This is a genomic window from Sphingomonas sp. GW821-FHT10F11, assembly GCF_058809095.1.
Genome location: NZ_JBXASH010000001.1, coordinates 1,009,032 through 1,023,843, shown reverse-complemented (window position 1 = coordinate 1,023,843; position 14,812 = coordinate 1,009,032). Strand labels below are relative to the sequence as shown.

Below are 14,812 nucleotides of genomic sequence, written 5' to 3'. Positions count from 1 at the left end.
AAGCCGGTGTTTACTGCCGCCCTACTGGTGGTTGCGGGCGCTCGCGCGGGCTTCGAGCAGGTCCCACAGGCCGCGATGCTGGGCGAGGATCTGCTGCGCGCCGAACGCCATGGCACGCTCGATCGCCGGGGTTTCGGCGAGCGCTGAAACCAGAGAGGCGGTTTCCATTTCGTCGGGCAGGTCGGAGGCGGACGGCTCGATGCCGAAGCGGCGAGCGGCGGCATCGAGCATGACCCGAACGGCGGCCCAATCGAGCACCAGAGCGATCGCGGCGCCGGTGGCACAGCCGGTGCGATCCGACTGGGCGAGCATGTCGAGCGCGTGGCGCTGGCCGGCGACGGCGGCTTCCGACTCGGCCTGGCCGGGAGTCGAGGGCAGGGGGCCGGCGGCGGCGGTAAGCCGCGCGAGATAGGTGCGTTCCTCGGTAAAGGCAGCGGCGGCCGATTCGAGCCAGTCCTGCGCGGCGGGCTGGTGATTGTGGACGACCGCATGGTCGATCACGCCCGGGTGACGGCCGTGCAGCCAGCACAGCGCATGCACCGCGTCGGTCAGGTCGCGCACGGCGACGGTCGGACCCGACAGCGCGCGGGGCATCGGATGAGTCGCGGTCCCGTCGACCGACGCCAGCGTGGCGATGGTGCCCCAGCTGCCGCCGATGCGTTGACCAAGTGCCGAATCGAAAGCCATGAACCCCCGGGGTTTCTGTTGAAGCGCCGGCCAATCCGGCGCGGTTTCATCAATGAAGGCACGGAATATACCGAAGGGCGTAAAGACCTGGTTTAGAGGCGATTAAGTCTGTCTCAACCACGACTATTTCGACGTCCGCCAGCGTCGTTCCATCGCATATCCGCGCAAATTCTCTCGCGCCCAAGGCGCGGGCGCGGGTGCGGGCATGCAAAAACGCCTCGGACATCAGTCCCAGGCGTCTTGCGGGCAGAAAGAACCGTTTCCGGTCTTATTGATCGAGGAAGCTGCGCATCTTGCGGCTCCGCGACGGATGCTTGGGCTTCCTGAGCGCCTTCGCCTCGATCTGGCGCCTCGATCTGGCGCCTCGATCTGGCGGATGCGCCCGCGCGTCACGGAGAATTGCTGGCCGACCTCTAGGTGTGATCGGTGTCCAGGCCGATACGAAAGCGCGTGCGCAATACACGCTCCTTCCCCAGCGTATCCGCAGAAAGAGCCCCGCAACCCGGTGGTCTATTAGAACCAAAAGCGAACCCTATGAATTGATACCGGTGTCAGTTGTATGATAACTTTGCGTCCGCCGGGCACGACTCACCATGGGCGCCGGTCAACAAAAAACAGGAGAGGTTCATGAGCATCGGCTATCTGCGCGTCGGACTCACGGTATTGGGATGTTCGTTTGCGCTGGCGGCGACGCCCGCTCTGGCGTTCGGCTGCAACACCACGACCGATACGACCAACTCGCCTTACTCAGCCAGCAAGTACAAGACCGTCATCGACAACAGCCAGGCGTTGCAGGTTCAGTCGACCAGCACCTGTCTCACGACGGCGGATATGCAGGCCTTCAAGATCGACACCGACAATTGGCACCTGGACAACAACAACATGTTGTTCACCTTCACCGGAGGCAACACGGGCGACCGCGTCGAACTGCGCGGCAAATCGTTCAGTGGATCGTCGACCGGCAAGACCTGGTCGGGCAAGATCAAGCTGCAGAACGGTGGCAGCTATTCGGACGAGTTCACCGTTGGTCAGATCTTCGGCGAATCAACGCAGGATCCGATCCTTCGCCTCGAATTCTATGCCAGCCGGTCCGGCGTAAGCAATCACATCTGGGCAATTTACCGCACCGGCACCGGCAGCGCTCCGGTCGAGTATTTCGATCTCGGGCCGGCAACGACCTCCAGCTACACCCAGGCCACGATGGAATATGGCAGCAACAACCGCATCCAGGTGACCTATGGCAGCACCATCCACGACTTCACGACCAATTTCGGCTATTGGGATAATTCGAGCAAGAGTGTCTATTTCAAGGCTGGCTGCTATCTGCAGGGCAGCGGAAACTGCAGTGTGACCTTCTCCAGCCTCACCTTCAGCAGCTGACTTCAGGGCGCGGCGGGCCGTATTGCCGGGCCCGCCGCGTCGCTGCGCCTATTGATCGAGGAAGCTGCGCATCTTGCGGCTCCGCGACGGATGCTTGAGCTTCCTGAGCGCCTTCGCCTCGATCTGGCGGATACGCTCGCGCGTCACCGAGAATTGCTGGCCAACCTCCTCCAGCGTGTGATCGGTGTTCATGCCGATGCCGAAGCGCATGCGCAGCACGCGCTCCTCGCGCGGGGTGAGGCTCGCCAGGACGCGGGTGACCGTTTCCTTGAGGTTCGCCTGGATCGCCGCGTCGACCGGGATGACCGCGTTCTTGTCCTCGATGAAATCGCCGAGATGCGAATCCTCCTCATCGCCGATCGGCGTTTCGAGACTGATCGGCTCCTTGGCGATCTTCATCACCTTGCGGACCTTTTCGAGCGGCATCGACAGGCGCTCGGCCATTTCCTCGGGCGTGGGCTCGCGGCCCTGCTCGTGGAGGAACTGGCGGCTGGTCCGCACCAGCTTGTTGATCGTCTCGATCATATGGACCGGGATACGGATCGTGCGGGCCTGGTCGGCGATCGAGCGGGTGATCGCCTGGCGGATCCACCAGGTGGCATAGGTCGAGAATTTGTAGCCGCGGCGATATTCGAACTTATCGACTGCCTTCATCAGGCCGATATTGCCCTCCTGGATGAGATCCAGGAACTGAAGGCCGCGATTGGTGTATTTCTTCGCGATCGAGATCACGAGGCGCAGATTCGCCTCGACCATTTCCTTCTTGGCGATCCGCGCCTCGCGCTCGCCCTTCTGGACCATGTTGACGATGCGGCGGAACTCGCCGAGCGACATGCCGGTCGCCTGGCTGATCTCCGAAATCTCGATGCGGATACGGTCGACCGCATCGCTCTCATTGACGACGAAAGCCGTCCATTTCTTGTCGAGCTTCGACACGCTGGGCAGGAACTGCTCGTCCAGCTCATGGCCGATATAGCGATCGAGAAAGTCCTTGCGCGGCACCTTGTGACGCTCGGCAAGGCGCAGCATCTGGCCACCCAGCGCGGTCAGGCGCCGGTTGAAGGCATAGAGTTGATCGACGAGATATTCGATCTTCGCATTGTGGAACTGGACGCTCTCGACCTCGGCGGTGAGATCTTCGCGCAGCTTCTGGTATTTGCGCTCGTCGGCACCCGACAGTTCGCCGCCCGCGGCCATCGCCTCGAGCCGCTGCTGCTGCATCTTCGAGAATTTCTTGTAGATCGCCGTGATGTTGGCGAACCGCTCGAGCGCCTGCGGCTTGAGCTGCTCTTCCATCTGGGCCAGGCTGAGGGTGTTGTCCTCTTCCTCGTCATCCGACGGCCGCGGCGTGCGCCGCTCGGTCATCGAATCCTCATCCTCGTCGGCGGCGGGCTCTTCCGGCTCTTCCTCTTCCTTGAAGGATGGGCCGGCGGTCTTTTCGGAAATCTCGCCCGAACCCTCGGCGTCCTCGTCGGTCAGCGACTCGGGCGCGGGGTCCTTCGACAGCATCGCGTCGAGATCGAGGATCTCGCGCAGCTGCATCGTGCCTTCGTTGAGCGCGGTCGACCAGTCGATGATCGCGTTGAAGGTGATCGGGCTCTCGCAGAGGCCGAGGATCATCGTGTCGCGGCCGGCCTCGATGCGCTTGGCGATGGCGATCTCGCCCTCGCGGCTGAGCAGCTCGACCGCGCCCATCTCGCGCAGGTACATGCGCACCGGATCGTCGGTGCGGTCGATGACCTCTTTCTTCTTGGTCTCGAGCGCGGGCGCGCTTTCCTCGGACGAATCGACCGATTCGACCTCGTCCTCGGGCTGATCGCCGTCTTCGCCGTCCTCGCCGGCTTCGTCGTTCTCGACGATATTGATGCCCATCTCGTTCAGCGCGGACATCACGTCCTCGAGCTGATCCGACGACATCTGATCCTGCGGCAGCGCCTCGTTGAGCTGCTCATAGGTGATGTAGCCACGCTTCTTCGCGCGGGCGACCAGCTTCTTGATCGACGCATCGTTCAAGTCGATCAGCGGCGCATCGCTGTTCTCGGTCGTGTCAGCGACGTCCGCCATTTCCGTCTTCGCCATTAATTGCCCTCGGTACCTAAAGCTCTGGCGTCTTCGTTCGCTTGCACCAGATTTGCAAGTCGTGCGTCGAGCGCCTGTTGTTCCTTCACCAGCGAAACCTGCCGTTCAAAGGCTTCATCCGAATAACGCGCCATGAGCGCCGCCGTTGCTTCCGCCAGTGCCGCATCCACTTCCGGCCGCGCCACCAGAATGGCGATGGCTTCGTCCAGGTCCTCCCTCGCTCTCGCGGGTTCGGCGCCTTTCAGCGTGAACGACCACGATAATTGGTCGGCCCGTAGCAGATTGCTGGCGATGTTATCGAATCCTGATTTCGACAATATGGTGAGCAAGCGCTCGCTATCAAGCGCCTGGTCTTCGACGGCAAGATCGACGACCGCCTCGAACAGCCGCCCAAGGGCGCCGTCGGCGAGCTTCAGCGAGCCGAGAACCTCCATGTGACGGGCGATTTCGGCCGGGTGGCGGATCAGGCCGGCGAGCACCGCTTTGGCTAGGATCCGGTCGATTCCGATGGCGCGGACGCCCTTTGCGACCTCGCCGACTGGGGGATCGGGCGCCTTCCATTTCTGGCCGGGTTTGCGCTTCGCCGCCGGCTGGAAGGGGCGGAAGGGCTCGCGGACCCGGGCGTAGAGATCGTCGAAGCGGCGGCGGAATTCGGCCTGATATTCCACGCTGACATTCTTGTCGGCGATCGATTGGGCGATCTCGTTGAGGCGCATCTTCAGGCCCGCCTTTTGTTCGGGCGTGTTGAGCGGCTCGGCGGTGAGTTCGTGCGCCCAGAGGCGGTCGACCAGCGGTTCGGGTGCGCGGAGCAATTCCTCGAACGCCGCGGGTCCCTTCATGCGGACCAGATCGTCGGGATCGACACCTTCGGGCAGGGTGACGAAGGCAAGGCTGCGGCCCGGGGCGAGCATTGGCAGCGCGCGGTGTGCGGCACGCATCGCCGCCTTCTGCCCGGCCGAATCACCGTCGAAGCAGAGGATCGGTATGTCGGAGAGGCGCCAGAGCCGTTCGAGCTGCGCCTCGGTCAGTGCGGTGCCGAGCGGCGCCACCACTTCGCCGAAGCCGGCCTGGGCGAGCGCGATGACGTCCATATAGCCCTCGACCACCAGCACGCGGCCCGACTTGCGGCTGGCGGGAGCGGCGCGATCGAGATTGTAGAGCGTGCGGCCCTTGTCGAAGAGCGGGGTTTCGGGGGAGTTCAGATATTTGGGCTCGCCGTCGCCGATGATGCGCCCGCCGAACGCGATCGTCCGCCCGCGCGGGTCACGGATCGGGATCATCAACCGGCCGCGGAAGCGGTCATAGGGCTCCTTGTCGTCAACCTTGATGAGCAAGCCTGTCTCGACCAGCATCGGATCGCCGAAGTCGCGCAGGGCGGTGCGCAGCTTGCCGCGCGAATCGGGGGCGAAACCAAGGCCGAAATCCCGCCGCGCCTGATCCGTAATCCCCCGGCGCTTGAGCAGCGCCACCGCCTCGCCGCCATCGAGGCCGCCGAGTTGGCCTTCGAACCAGTCGGCCGCGGCTTTCATCGCGTCATGCAGGCCCTTGGCCTGCTCCGCCTTTTCGGCCGCGCGCGGGTCCATCGCCGGCATTTCCATGCCCGCGGCCTGGGCCAGTTCCTTCACCGCATCCATGAAGGGCAGGCCGCGCTGGTCGGTCATCCAGCGGATCGCGTCGCCATGCGCGCCGCAGCCGAAGCAATGGTAAAACGCCTTGTCGTCGTTGACGTAGAAGCTTGGGCTCTTCTCGTTGTGGAACGGACAGCAGGCGCGGAATTCCCGGCCGGCCTTTTGCAGCTTTGTGGTGCGGCCGATCAGCGCCGAAAGCAGGGTGCGGCTGCGGAGCTCGTCGAGGAATTGGGGGGAGAGGCTCATTGCAGAGCCTCATCCGGGCGCGCATTTCCGCTCCCCTGCTCGTATGCGGAGTTACCCACCCCACCGTTCGTTTCGAGCGAAGTCGAGAAACCATGTGGCACGGGATGTTCGTTTCTTTCCTTGGGTGGCTTCGAGAGATACGAGACCATCGACCAGTTACCGACGATCAGTGCTTCTTTCTTGCCTCTGGACCAGCCACTGACGACTCGTTCAGCTTCCAGCGCTTCGATCCGCGACGGAAAATCCTGGCTCCAGACGAGTTCCACCGGAAGTCGGCGCGAAGTGAAATCGCAGTGCCCACCACTCTGGTGCTCCCCGATGCGCCGATCGAGGTTATCGGTGTGGCCGGTATAGAATTTGCCGTCCGCGCACCGCAAAATATATGCCCAGAAAGCCATGGTGCATTGTGCCCCACGCTCCCCGTTCGTGTCGAGCGTCGTCGAGACACATTGAGGGCGTTGCCAGCCCGGTTTCTCGACTTCGCTTGAAACGAACGGAGGGGGGTGAAGTCCGATCGTAACGATTTTTTACGCCAAAGCCGCCTTCACCAGCCCGCTCGCCTTGCTCATATCCAGGCTCTGCGCATGCCGCGCCTTCAGTTCAGCCATCACGCGGCCCATGTCCTTCATGCCGCTCGCGCCCAGCTCGGCCTTGATCGCCTCGATCGCGGCCGATGTCTCGGCCTCGCTCATCTGCTGCGGCAGGAAGCGCTCGATCACAGCGACCTCGGCGGATTCGGCGTCGGCGAGTTCCTGGCGGTTGCCCTTCACGAACATGTCGATCGATTCGCGGCGCTGCTTGACCATCTTCTGCAGCACCTCGACCACCAGCGTGTCGTCGTCCTCCGGCGCCTTGCCGGTGCGCGCTTCGATGTCGCGGTTCTTGATCGCTGACTGGATCAGGCGGAGGGCGGCGGTGCCTTGTTTGTCTCCGCCCTTCATAGCGGTGATGAGCGCGGCCTTGATGTCGTCGCGAATCATTGTCGGTCCTTTTCGGTAATCCACACAGATAGCGCGGCGGCCCGATCTTTAACAGATTGACGCTCCGCCCCGCGAGGCTTAGCGACCGCCGCTTAGCGACATCGAAACCCGAAGGAGTGCCCGCCACGATGGCCGACGCCAAACCCGTAACTGCGCCCGAAGGAGCGACGGGGGTTCTCGTCCTCGCCAATGGGGACATTGCGTGGGGGCGCGGATTCGGCGCTGAAGGCGAGGCGGTGGGCGAAGTGTGCTTCCACACCGCGATGACCGGCTATCAGGAAGTGATGACCGATCCGTCCTTTGCCGGGCAGATCATCACCTTCACCTTCCCGCACATCGGTAATGTCGGCGCGAACCCCGAGGACATCGAGGCGAACGACCCACATGCGCTGGGTATCATCGTGCGCGAGGATGTGACCGCGCCGTCCAATTTCCGCTCGGTCGAGCGGCTCGACGACTGGATGAAGCGGCACGACCGAATCGGCCTGTCCGGCATCGATACGCGGGCGCTGACCCGGCGGATCCGGACCGGCGGGGCGCCCAATGGCGTGATCTCGCACCGGGCGGACGGGAAGTTCGATCTTCCGCTGCTGCTGGAGATGGCCAGGGCATGGCCGGGGCTCGAGGGCATGGACCTCGCCATTTCGGTCACCACCGAGACGCATTATGGCTGGGAGGGCGGCATCTGGCGGCTGGGGTTCGGATACGGGACCATGGATTCGGGGGATGCGCGGCCACATGTCGTGGCGATCGATTATGGCGCTAAACGAAACATTTATCGCAATCTGGTGAGAGCCGGTGCGAAGGTTAGCGTGCTGCCCGCCTCCGCCAGTTTCGAGCAGGTCATGGCGCTGAAGCCCGACGGCATCTTCCTGTCGAACGGCCCGGGCGACCCCGCCGCGACCGGTGAGTATGCGGTGCCGGTGATCCAGCAATTGCTCGAGACGCGCATCCCGCTGTTCGGCATCTGCCTCGGCCACCAGCTGCTCGGCCTTGCGGTGGGGGCGGAGACGACCAAGATGTTCCAGGGCCATCGCGGCGCGAACCATCCGGTCAAGCGGCTGAGCGACGGCGCCGTCGAGATCACCAGCATGAACCATGGCTTCGCAGTACGCAGCGAGACGCTGCCGGCAACGGCGCGCGAGACTCATGTGTCGCTGTTCGACGGATCGAACGCCGGGTTCGAGCTGACCGACCGGCCGGCGTTCAGCGTGCAATATCACCCCGAGGCGAGCCCGGGCCCGCAGGACAGCTTCTATCTGTTCGAGAAGTTCGTCGGGTCACTGGAGAAAGCGGCATGAGCCTTCCCGAAGTGGACCAGACCCGGTTCGAGCAGGAATGGCTCGGCGACCGGGACGTGCTCGCGCGGCTCGCCGAGGGCGGCGACCGGCCCGAGCTGGAGCGGCTGGTCGATGTCAGCTTTGCCGGCGAGGAAGACGCGCTGGACCAGCTGGCCGAGGAAGCCGGGCAGTTCGGTTTCTCGGTGATCGAGCGCGAAGAGAATGAGGATGGCGGCATCTCGCTGTTCCTCGCGCGCCACCAGAAGGCCGATGCCGCATCGATCAAGGCGCTGACCCTGCAATGCCTGCAGATCGAGATCCTCTACGACGTGGAATATGAGGGCTGGGGCTGCGCGGCCGAGACCGGGCCGGCCCAGTGATGATCGCGCGCTCCGCCATTTCCGCTACCGCCCTCGCGGCCGGCCTGTTCCTGTGCGCCGGCGCGAGCATGGCGCAGGACAGCCTGACCCCGATCGCGGCGGGCTGGAAACTGGCGGATGTCGGCCACAAGCCCGGCGACGACAGCGACCGGCTGGTGACGATCGAAAAGGTCATTCCCGAGATCGACCTGATCTACCGCCCGAGCGAGAGCAACACCGCCGGCAGCATCCAGGCCGAGTTCAAGGCGATCAACGGCTGCAAGGGCCTGAGCTATAATTCGGGCTTCGACTTCGGCGATCCGCCGGCGGACCGTGCGGCGGAGGTCCGCAAGCAGGTCCATGAGGCCTTCGTCGATTTCGCCAAGACCTGCGCGGTCGACCCCGCGGCCGAGGCGACCGTGATGACCGGCTTCGGCGAGGCCTTTGCCGCCGTCGACAAGCTGATGACCGACAAACCCAACGTCTATCCGCCTGAGCCAGCAGAAGACGCGAAGGACCAAAGCACCACATAATGCCAAAACGCACTGACATCTCCTCGATCCTCGTCATCGGCGCGGGCCCGATCGTCATCGGCCAGGCGTGCGAGTTCGATTATTCCGGCACGCAGGCGATCAAGGCGCTACGCGAGGAAGGCTATCGCATCGTCCTGGTCAATTCGAACCCGGCGACGATCATGACCGACCCCGAGCTCGCGGACGCGACCTATGTCGAGCCGATCACGCCCGAGATCGTCGCCAAGATCATCGAGAAGGAGCGGCCGGACGCGGTCCTGCCGACGATGGGCGGGCAGACCGCGCTCAACACCGCGCTGGCGCTGTTCAACGACGGCACCCTGGCGAAATACGGCGTCCAGATGATCGGCGCCGATGCCGAGGCGATCGACAAGGCCGAGGACCGGCTGAAATTCCGCGACGCGATGGACAAGATCGGGCTGGAATCGGCGCGCTCGGCCATTGCGCACACGCTGGAAGAGGCAGTGGCCGGGCTCGAGACGACCGGCCTGCCGGCAATCATCCGCCCGAGCTTTACCATGGGCGGATCGGGCGGGGGCATTGCCTATAACCGCGCCGAGTTCGAGGAGATCGTCCGCAAAGGGCTCGACGCGTCGCCCACCACCGAAGTGCTGATCGAGGAATCGCTGCTCGGCTGGAAAGAATATGAGATGGAGGTCGTGCGCGACCGCAACGACAATTGCATCATCATCTGCTCGATCGAGAATGTCGATCCGATGGGCGTCCATACGGGCGATTCCATCACCGTCGCACCGGCACTGACGCTGACCGACAAGGAATATCAGATCATGCGCAACGCGAGCATCGCGGTGCTGCGCGAGATCGGCGTCGAGACGGGCGGCTCCAATGTGCAGTTCGCGGTCAATCCCAAGGATGGCCGCCTCGTCGTCATCGAGATGAACCCGCGCGTGTCGCGCTCGTCGGCGCTCGCCTCCAAGGCGACGGGTTTCCCGATCGCCAAGGTCGCGGCCAAGCTGGCGGTCGGCTACACGCTCGACGAGATCATCAACGACATCACCGGCGCGACCCCGGCTTCGTTCGAGCCGACGATCGACTATGTCGTCACCAAGATCCCGCGCTTCGCCTTCGAGAAGTTCAAGGGCGCCGAGCCGATCCTGTCGACCGCGATGAAATCGGTCGGCGAAGTGATGGCGATAGGCCGCAACATCCATGAATCGATGCAGAAGGCACTGCGCGGGCTGGAGACGGGCCTGAGCGGCTTCAACCAGGTCGACGCGCTGGTCGGCGCACCGCGCGATGCGATCGAGGCGGCACTGGCCCGGGCCACGCCGGACCGGCTGCTGGTAGCGGCACAGGCGCTGCGCGAAGGCTTCACCGTCGCCGAAGTGCACGCGATCGCGAAATACGATCCCTGGTTCCTGGAGCGGATCGCCGAGATCATCGACGCCGAGGAGGAAGTGTGCCGAGGTGGCCTGCCGCAGGACGCCGCGGGCATGCGGCGGCTCAAGTCGATGGGTTTCAGCGACAAGCGGCTTGCCTGGCTCGCACTGAAATCGGCCAATTTGCACGGCGGCATGGACCGCAGCATCGCACGTGGGTCGGGCCTGATTCACGACGCAGTAGTCGCAATGACCGGCGGCGTGACCGAGGATGAGGTGCGCAAGCTCCGCCACAAGCTCGGCGTGCGGCCGGTGTTCAAGCGGATCGACACCTGCGCGGCCGAGTTCGAGGCAAAGACGCCTTACATGTACTCGACCTATGAAGCGCCGAGCTTCGGCGAGCCCGAGAATGAGGCCATGCCGTCGGACCGGCGCAAGATCGTCATCCTGGGCGGCGGGCCGAACCGGATCGGGCAGGGTATCGAGTTCGATTATTGCTGCTGCCATGCCTGCTTCGCGCTGGCGGACGCGGGCTATGAGACGATCATGGTCAACTGCAACCCGGAGACGGTGTCGACCGATTACGACACCTCGGACCGGCTCTATTTCGAGCCGCTGACCGCCGAGGACGTGCTCGAGATCCTGCATGTCGAGCAGCAGAACGGCACTTTGGTCGGCGTGATCGTCCAGTTCGGCGGCCAGACCCCGCTCAACCTGGCGCATGCGCTGGAACAGGCCGGCATTCCGATTCTGGGCACCAGCCCCGACGCGATCGACCTGGCCGAGGACCGCGAGCGGTTCGCGGCGCTGATCACCAAGCTCGGCCTGCTCCAGCCGGCCAATGGCATCGCGCGCAGCCGCGACGAGGCGATCAAGGTGGCCGAGCGGATCGGTTATCCCGTGCTGATGCGGCCGAGCTATGTGCTGGGCGGCCGGGCGATGGAGATCGTCGACGGCCCGGCGCAGCTCGACGATTATATCCAGACCGCGGTGCAGGTGTCGGGCGACTCGCCCGTGCTGATCGACCAGTATCTGCGCGATGCGATCGAGGTGGATGTCGACGCGATCTCCGACGGCACCGATGTGACGGTCGCCGGCGTGCTGCAGCATATCGAGGAAGCCGGCGTGCATTCGGGCGACAGCGCCTGCTCGATCCCGCCCTACAGCCTGTCCGACGAGATCATCGCCGAGATCGAGCGCCAGACGACCCTGCTCGCCAAGGCGCTGTCGGTGGTCGGGCTGATGAACATCCAGTTCGCGGTGAAGGACGGCCTCGTTTACCTCATCGAGGTCAATCCGCGCGCCAGCCGGACGGTGCCGTTCGTCGCCAAGGCGATCGGCGCGCCGATCGCCAAGATCGCGGCACGGGTGATGGCGGGCGAGAAGCTCGCCGACCTGCCCAGGATCGATCGCGCGATCGATTATGTCGCGGTGAAGGAAGCAGTGTTCCCGTTCAATCGCTTCCCGGGGATCGATCCGGTGCTCTCACCGGAAATGAAGTCCACCGGCGAAGTGATGGGGATCGATAGCGATTTCGTCATGGCCTTCGCCAAATCGCAGCTCGGCGCGAGCAATGTGCTGCCGAAGAGCGGCACCCTGTTCGTCAGCGTGAAGGACGGCGACAAGCCGGTTGTCCTGCCGGGTGTGAAGCTGCTTGCCGAGAACGGCTTTGCGATCGTCGCGACTGGCGGCACGGCGGATTATCTGTCGGCGCACGGCGTGCTGGTCGAGCGGGTCAACAAGGTGGCGCAGGGCCGGCCGCATATCGTCGACCGGATCAAGGACGGCCAGATCGACCTGATCTTCAACACGACGGAAGGCTGGCAGTCGCTGAAGGACTCGCAGCCGATCCGCGCTTCGGCGCTGAATCAGAAGATCCCGTACTTCACCACGGCCCCCGCCAGTGTCGCTGCGGCACAGGCGATCGTGGCGCTCGCGACACGCAGCCTTGAAGTGCGGCCCTTGCAATCCTATTATTCGCACTCGCACAAATAATTTCCCACATGAGAGAAGACGTGCGGGCGGGTCCGTGAGGGCCGGCTTCAAGTGATTTTTTGACGAAGGACCTAAAGGGATGGCGACCGTCGACAAGATGCCGATGCTGCAGGAGGGCTATGAAAAGCTCAATGCGGACCTGAAGCGGCTGAAAGCGGAGCGCCCGACCATCGTCGACGCGATCGAGGAAGCGCGCGCGCATGGCGACCTTTCCGAAAACGCCGAATATCATGCCGCCAAGGAGCGGCAGGGGCAGATCGAGGCGTCGATCTCCGACATCGAGGACAAGCTGAGCCGCGCGCAGGTGATCGATCCGCGCGACCTGTCGGGCGACAAGGTCGTGTTCGGCGCGACCGTCACCCTGCTCGACGAGGACGAGAAGCCGATCCGCTACCAGATCGTCGGCCAGACCGAGGCCGACGCCAAGGGCGGGCGCATTTCGTACAACTCGCCGCTCGGCCGTGCCCTGATCGGGCGCAAGGTCGATGACGAAGTCGAAGTGACGGTGCCGTCGGGCGACCGTTATTACGTCGTCTCGAAGATCGAATTCATCTGAACGGAATCGATCTTCCGCGGGGCCGGTTCACCGACGCGCTGGTTGCGCTGTCGGTCTTTACCGTCTTGCTCGCCACGGCGGTGCTCGGGCTGGATGCGGCCGCGATCTGGTTCGGCTTCACGCCGGGGGATTTCCTGGCCGGCGGGTGGAGCAACGATCCGATCCGGTCGTGGCTCTCGCCGCTCGCCTCCGCCTTCCTGGCGCGCGATTTCGTGTCGGCGATCTTCAACCTGATCTTCCTGCTGATCGCCGGCCGCTATGTCGAAAAGGCGATCAATCCGCTTGGGCTGGGCGTGATCTTCGTCGCGGGCGCCTATGGCGGCGCGCTGGCGCGGCTGATCCTGACGCCGGGATCGGCGCTGGCGAGTGCCGGGCTCGACGCGCCGGTGTTCGCGGTGATCGGCGCCTATTTCATGTTGTACGGCGTGCCGGACGCCATTCCGATCGCGCGGCACCATAACCGGTTGACCCAGATCGCGATCCTCGCGGGCATCTGGATGGCGATCCAGATCGCGTTTGCCGTGATTGCGCAGAGCTTTGCGGTGTCGGTGACGATCGTCGAGCCGGTCGGCGGGTTGCTGGCGGGGGTGGCGTTGGCGCGACCGTTGTTGGCCTGGGCTTATCGCAAGGCTTGAGGGGGGGGTGTCTGCGGTCCGTTCGAGTTTCGCTGCTCGATCAGGATATAGGACGAAGTACCCGGTAATAGGGCGGGCCCGATGGGGCTTGCGGTCGCACCGGGTGAGACGCGCCGGCAACGCAGTGCTCGCAATTGGCGTCGGCCGTCCGCAGGGCCTCGATCATATCGTCCGGCGGCACGCCCAGTTCTCTAAGCTCGCTTAGGAGATGAGTGAATTCGATCGCAGTCGTGAGGCGAAGTGCCTGGATTTCGAGGTGGTGGAGACGGTGTGACGCCTCTCCGAACCGCGCCAGCAGGCGCGCCTGCTCTGGCGGCAGTTGCCGGGTGATCGATGCGCGAGTGTCTTCGGCTTTTGCCATGGCGACAGGGTAGAACGGAAACGACCCGGATTATAGTCGCGCTGGCGAGGGCACAACGCTAATCAGCGAAAGGCGGACGGGGGCCGCGCCTACAAGGGGGTAAGGATGCTCGACATACATATCGGCCCAGCCGAGAAGGGGGCCTCGTTCCCGTGGGAGACCGTGAATGCGCTCGGTCCGCATCTCCTGTGGGTTGCCTTTCTGCTCTGGGCCTTGCGGTGGATCGGGCGCAAGCGGTTGTTCGAACTGCTCAGCCGCGTGCAGAAATTCACCTTGGCCGGCGTCGAGGTCGAGTTCCGCAACGCACTCGAACAGGCCGCCGAGAACCGCGAGCAGGTCCTGCCGCCTGCGGAGCTGGGTCACGCCTCCCGCCGTCTCGCCCGTTCGATCGAGCTGGTCAAGGGCGCCCGCATTCTGTGGATCGACGATGAGCCCGAGAACAACCGACATGAGATCGCACTCTTCGAGGAAGCCGGGGCGCGGGTCGACCTGCAGGAATCGAGCGAGGCGGCGCGCGGCGCGCTGCGGCGTGTCCGTTACGATGTTATCCTGTCGGACGTCGCACGCGGTGACGATCCTAAGGCGGGCCTCGTCTTCGCCGACGAACTCGCCGCTCTTGGCAACGCGCCGCCGGTCATCCTTTATGTCGACGAGGTGCGCAAACCGGTGCCAGCCGCGGCCTTCGGGATCACTCGTCGCCCCGACGAACTCATCCATCTCGTTCTTGACGTCCTCGCGCGCAACAGGAGCTGA

General features: G+C 64.2%; 13 protein-coding genes and 1 pseudogene. 8 read left to right on the top strand and 6 right to left on the bottom strand.

The features are described from left to right. Positions 1-21: 21 nt before the first annotated feature. Complete coding sequence (locus AC1RT8_RS05040; protein ID WP_493074482.1) at positions 22-687, bottom strand: DUF6975 family protein; 666 nt, start codon at positions 685-687, stop codon at positions 22-24. Between the two features lie 268 nt (positions 688-955). Further along, positions 956-1,178, bottom strand: a pseudogene (locus tag AC1RT8_RS05035) (hypothetical protein); the annotation flags it as partial. Between the two features lie 136 nt (positions 1,179-1,314). Here AC1RT8_RS05035 and AC1RT8_RS05030 point away from each other — a divergent pair. Then, complete coding sequence (locus tag AC1RT8_RS05030; protein ID WP_493074480.1) at positions 1,315-2,067, top strand: polysaccharide lyase family 7 protein; 753 nt, start codon at positions 1,315-1,317, stop codon at positions 2,065-2,067. 48 nt (positions 2,068-2,115) lie between these two features. Here AC1RT8_RS05030 and rpoD read toward each other — a convergent pair whose 3' ends face one another. The 4 genes from rpoD to AC1RT8_RS05010 all read right to left on the bottom strand — a co-directional run bounded on the left by rpoD (position 2,116) and on the right by AC1RT8_RS05010 (position 7,000). Next, positions 2,116-4,146, bottom strand: a complete 2,031-nt coding sequence (gene rpoD, locus AC1RT8_RS05025; protein WP_493074479.1) for an RNA polymerase sigma factor RpoD — start codon at positions 4,144-4,146, stop codon at positions 2,116-2,118. Then, the gene (gene dnaG / locus AC1RT8_RS05020; RefSeq protein ID WP_493074478.1) at positions 4,146-6,020 is read right to left on the bottom strand and encodes a DNA primase; all 1,875 of its coding nucleotides are present in this window, start codon (positions 6,018-6,020) and stop codon (positions 4,146-4,148) included. The genes rpoD and dnaG overlap by 1 nt, the downstream gene beginning before the upstream one ends. Beyond that, complete coding sequence (locus AC1RT8_RS05015; RefSeq protein WP_493074477.1) at positions 6,017-6,418, bottom strand: GIY-YIG nuclease family protein; 402 nt, start codon at positions 6,416-6,418, stop codon at positions 6,017-6,019. Before AC1RT8_RS05015 ends, dnaG begins: the two co-directional genes overlap by 4 nt. A 129-nt stretch (positions 6,419-6,547) precedes the next feature. Continuing rightward, the gene (locus AC1RT8_RS05010; RefSeq protein ID WP_493074476.1) at positions 6,548-7,000 is read right to left on the bottom strand and encodes a GatB/YqeY domain-containing protein; all 453 of its coding nucleotides are present in this window, start codon (positions 6,998-7,000) and stop codon (positions 6,548-6,550) included. Positions 7,001-7,128: 128 nt separating this feature from the next. Here AC1RT8_RS05010 and carA point away from each other — a divergent pair, with 128 nt between their 5' ends. The 7 genes from carA to AC1RT8_RS04975 all read left to right on the top strand — a co-directional run bounded on the left by carA (position 7,129) and on the right by AC1RT8_RS04975 (position 14,812). Continuing rightward, a complete protein-coding gene (carA, locus tag AC1RT8_RS05005) occupies positions 7,129-8,301 on the top strand; it encodes a glutamine-hydrolyzing carbamoyl-phosphate synthase small subunit (protein ID WP_493074475.1) in 1,173 nt (390 codons plus the stop codon). Further along, positions 8,298-8,660: a ribonuclease E inhibitor RraB gene (locus AC1RT8_RS05000; protein WP_493074474.1), complete on the top strand. Its 363-nt coding sequence runs from the start codon at positions 8,298-8,300 to the stop codon at positions 8,658-8,660. Before carA ends, AC1RT8_RS05000 begins: the two co-directional genes overlap by 4 nt. Beyond that, positions 8,660-9,172, top strand: a complete 513-nt coding sequence (locus AC1RT8_RS04995) for a hypothetical protein (RefSeq protein ID WP_493074473.1) — start codon at positions 8,660-8,662, stop codon at positions 9,170-9,172. Before AC1RT8_RS05000 ends, AC1RT8_RS04995 begins: the two co-directional genes overlap by 1 nt. Then, entirely contained in the window at positions 9,172-12,507 is a 3,336-nt protein-coding gene (gene carB / locus AC1RT8_RS04990; protein ID WP_493074472.1) for a carbamoyl-phosphate synthase large subunit, read from the top strand. The genes AC1RT8_RS04995 and carB overlap by 1 nt, the downstream gene beginning before the upstream one ends. A 79-nt stretch (positions 12,508-12,586) precedes the next feature. Continuing rightward, positions 12,587-13,063 carry a transcription elongation factor GreA gene (gene greA, locus AC1RT8_RS04985; protein ID WP_372851374.1) on the top strand — a complete coding sequence of 159 codons (477 nt, stop codon included), beginning with the start codon at positions 12,587-12,589 and terminating at the stop codon, positions 13,061-13,063. Between the two features lie 65 nt (positions 13,064-13,128). Further along, entirely contained in the window at positions 13,129-13,698 is a 570-nt protein-coding gene (locus tag AC1RT8_RS04980; protein WP_493074471.1) for a rhomboid family intramembrane serine protease, read from the top strand. A gap of 598 nt (positions 13,699-14,296) precedes the next feature. After that, a complete protein-coding gene (locus AC1RT8_RS04975) occupies positions 14,297-14,812 on the top strand; it encodes a hypothetical protein (RefSeq protein ID WP_493074470.1) in 516 nt (171 codons plus the stop codon).

Coding starts and splice junctions, on each gene's coding strand:
- AC1RT8_RS05040 (WP_493074482.1), bottom strand. CDS start 687: ATGGCTTTCGATTCGGCACTTGGTCAACGCATCGGCGGCAGCTGGGGC.
- AC1RT8_RS05030 (WP_493074480.1), top strand. CDS start 1,315: ATGAGCATCGGCTATCTGCGCGTCGGACTCACGGTATTGGGATGTTCG.
- rpoD (WP_493074479.1), bottom strand. CDS start 4,146: ATGGCGAAGACGGAAATGGCGGACGTCGCTGACACGACCGAGAACAGC.
- dnaG (WP_493074478.1), bottom strand. CDS start 6,020: ATGAGCCTCTCCCCCCAATTCCTCGACGAGCTCCGCAGCCGCACCCTG.
- AC1RT8_RS05015 (WP_493074477.1), bottom strand. CDS start 6,418: ATGGCTTTCTGGGCATATATTTTGCGGTGCGCGGACGGCAAATTCTAT.
- AC1RT8_RS05010 (WP_493074476.1), bottom strand. CDS start 7,000: ATGATTCGCGACGACATCAAGGCCGCGCTCATCACCGCTATGAAGGGC.
- carA (WP_493074475.1), top strand. CDS start 7,129: ATGGCCGACGCCAAACCCGTAACTGCGCCCGAAGGAGCGACGGGGGTT.
- AC1RT8_RS05000 (WP_493074474.1), top strand. CDS start 8,298: ATGAGCCTTCCCGAAGTGGACCAGACCCGGTTCGAGCAGGAATGGCTC.
- AC1RT8_RS04995 (WP_493074473.1), top strand. CDS start 8,660: ATGATCGCGCGCTCCGCCATTTCCGCTACCGCCCTCGCGGCCGGCCTG.
- carB (WP_493074472.1), top strand. CDS start 9,172: ATGCCAAAACGCACTGACATCTCCTCGATCCTCGTCATCGGCGCGGGC.
- greA (WP_372851374.1), top strand. CDS start 12,587: ATGGCGACCGTCGACAAGATGCCGATGCTGCAGGAGGGCTATGAAAAG.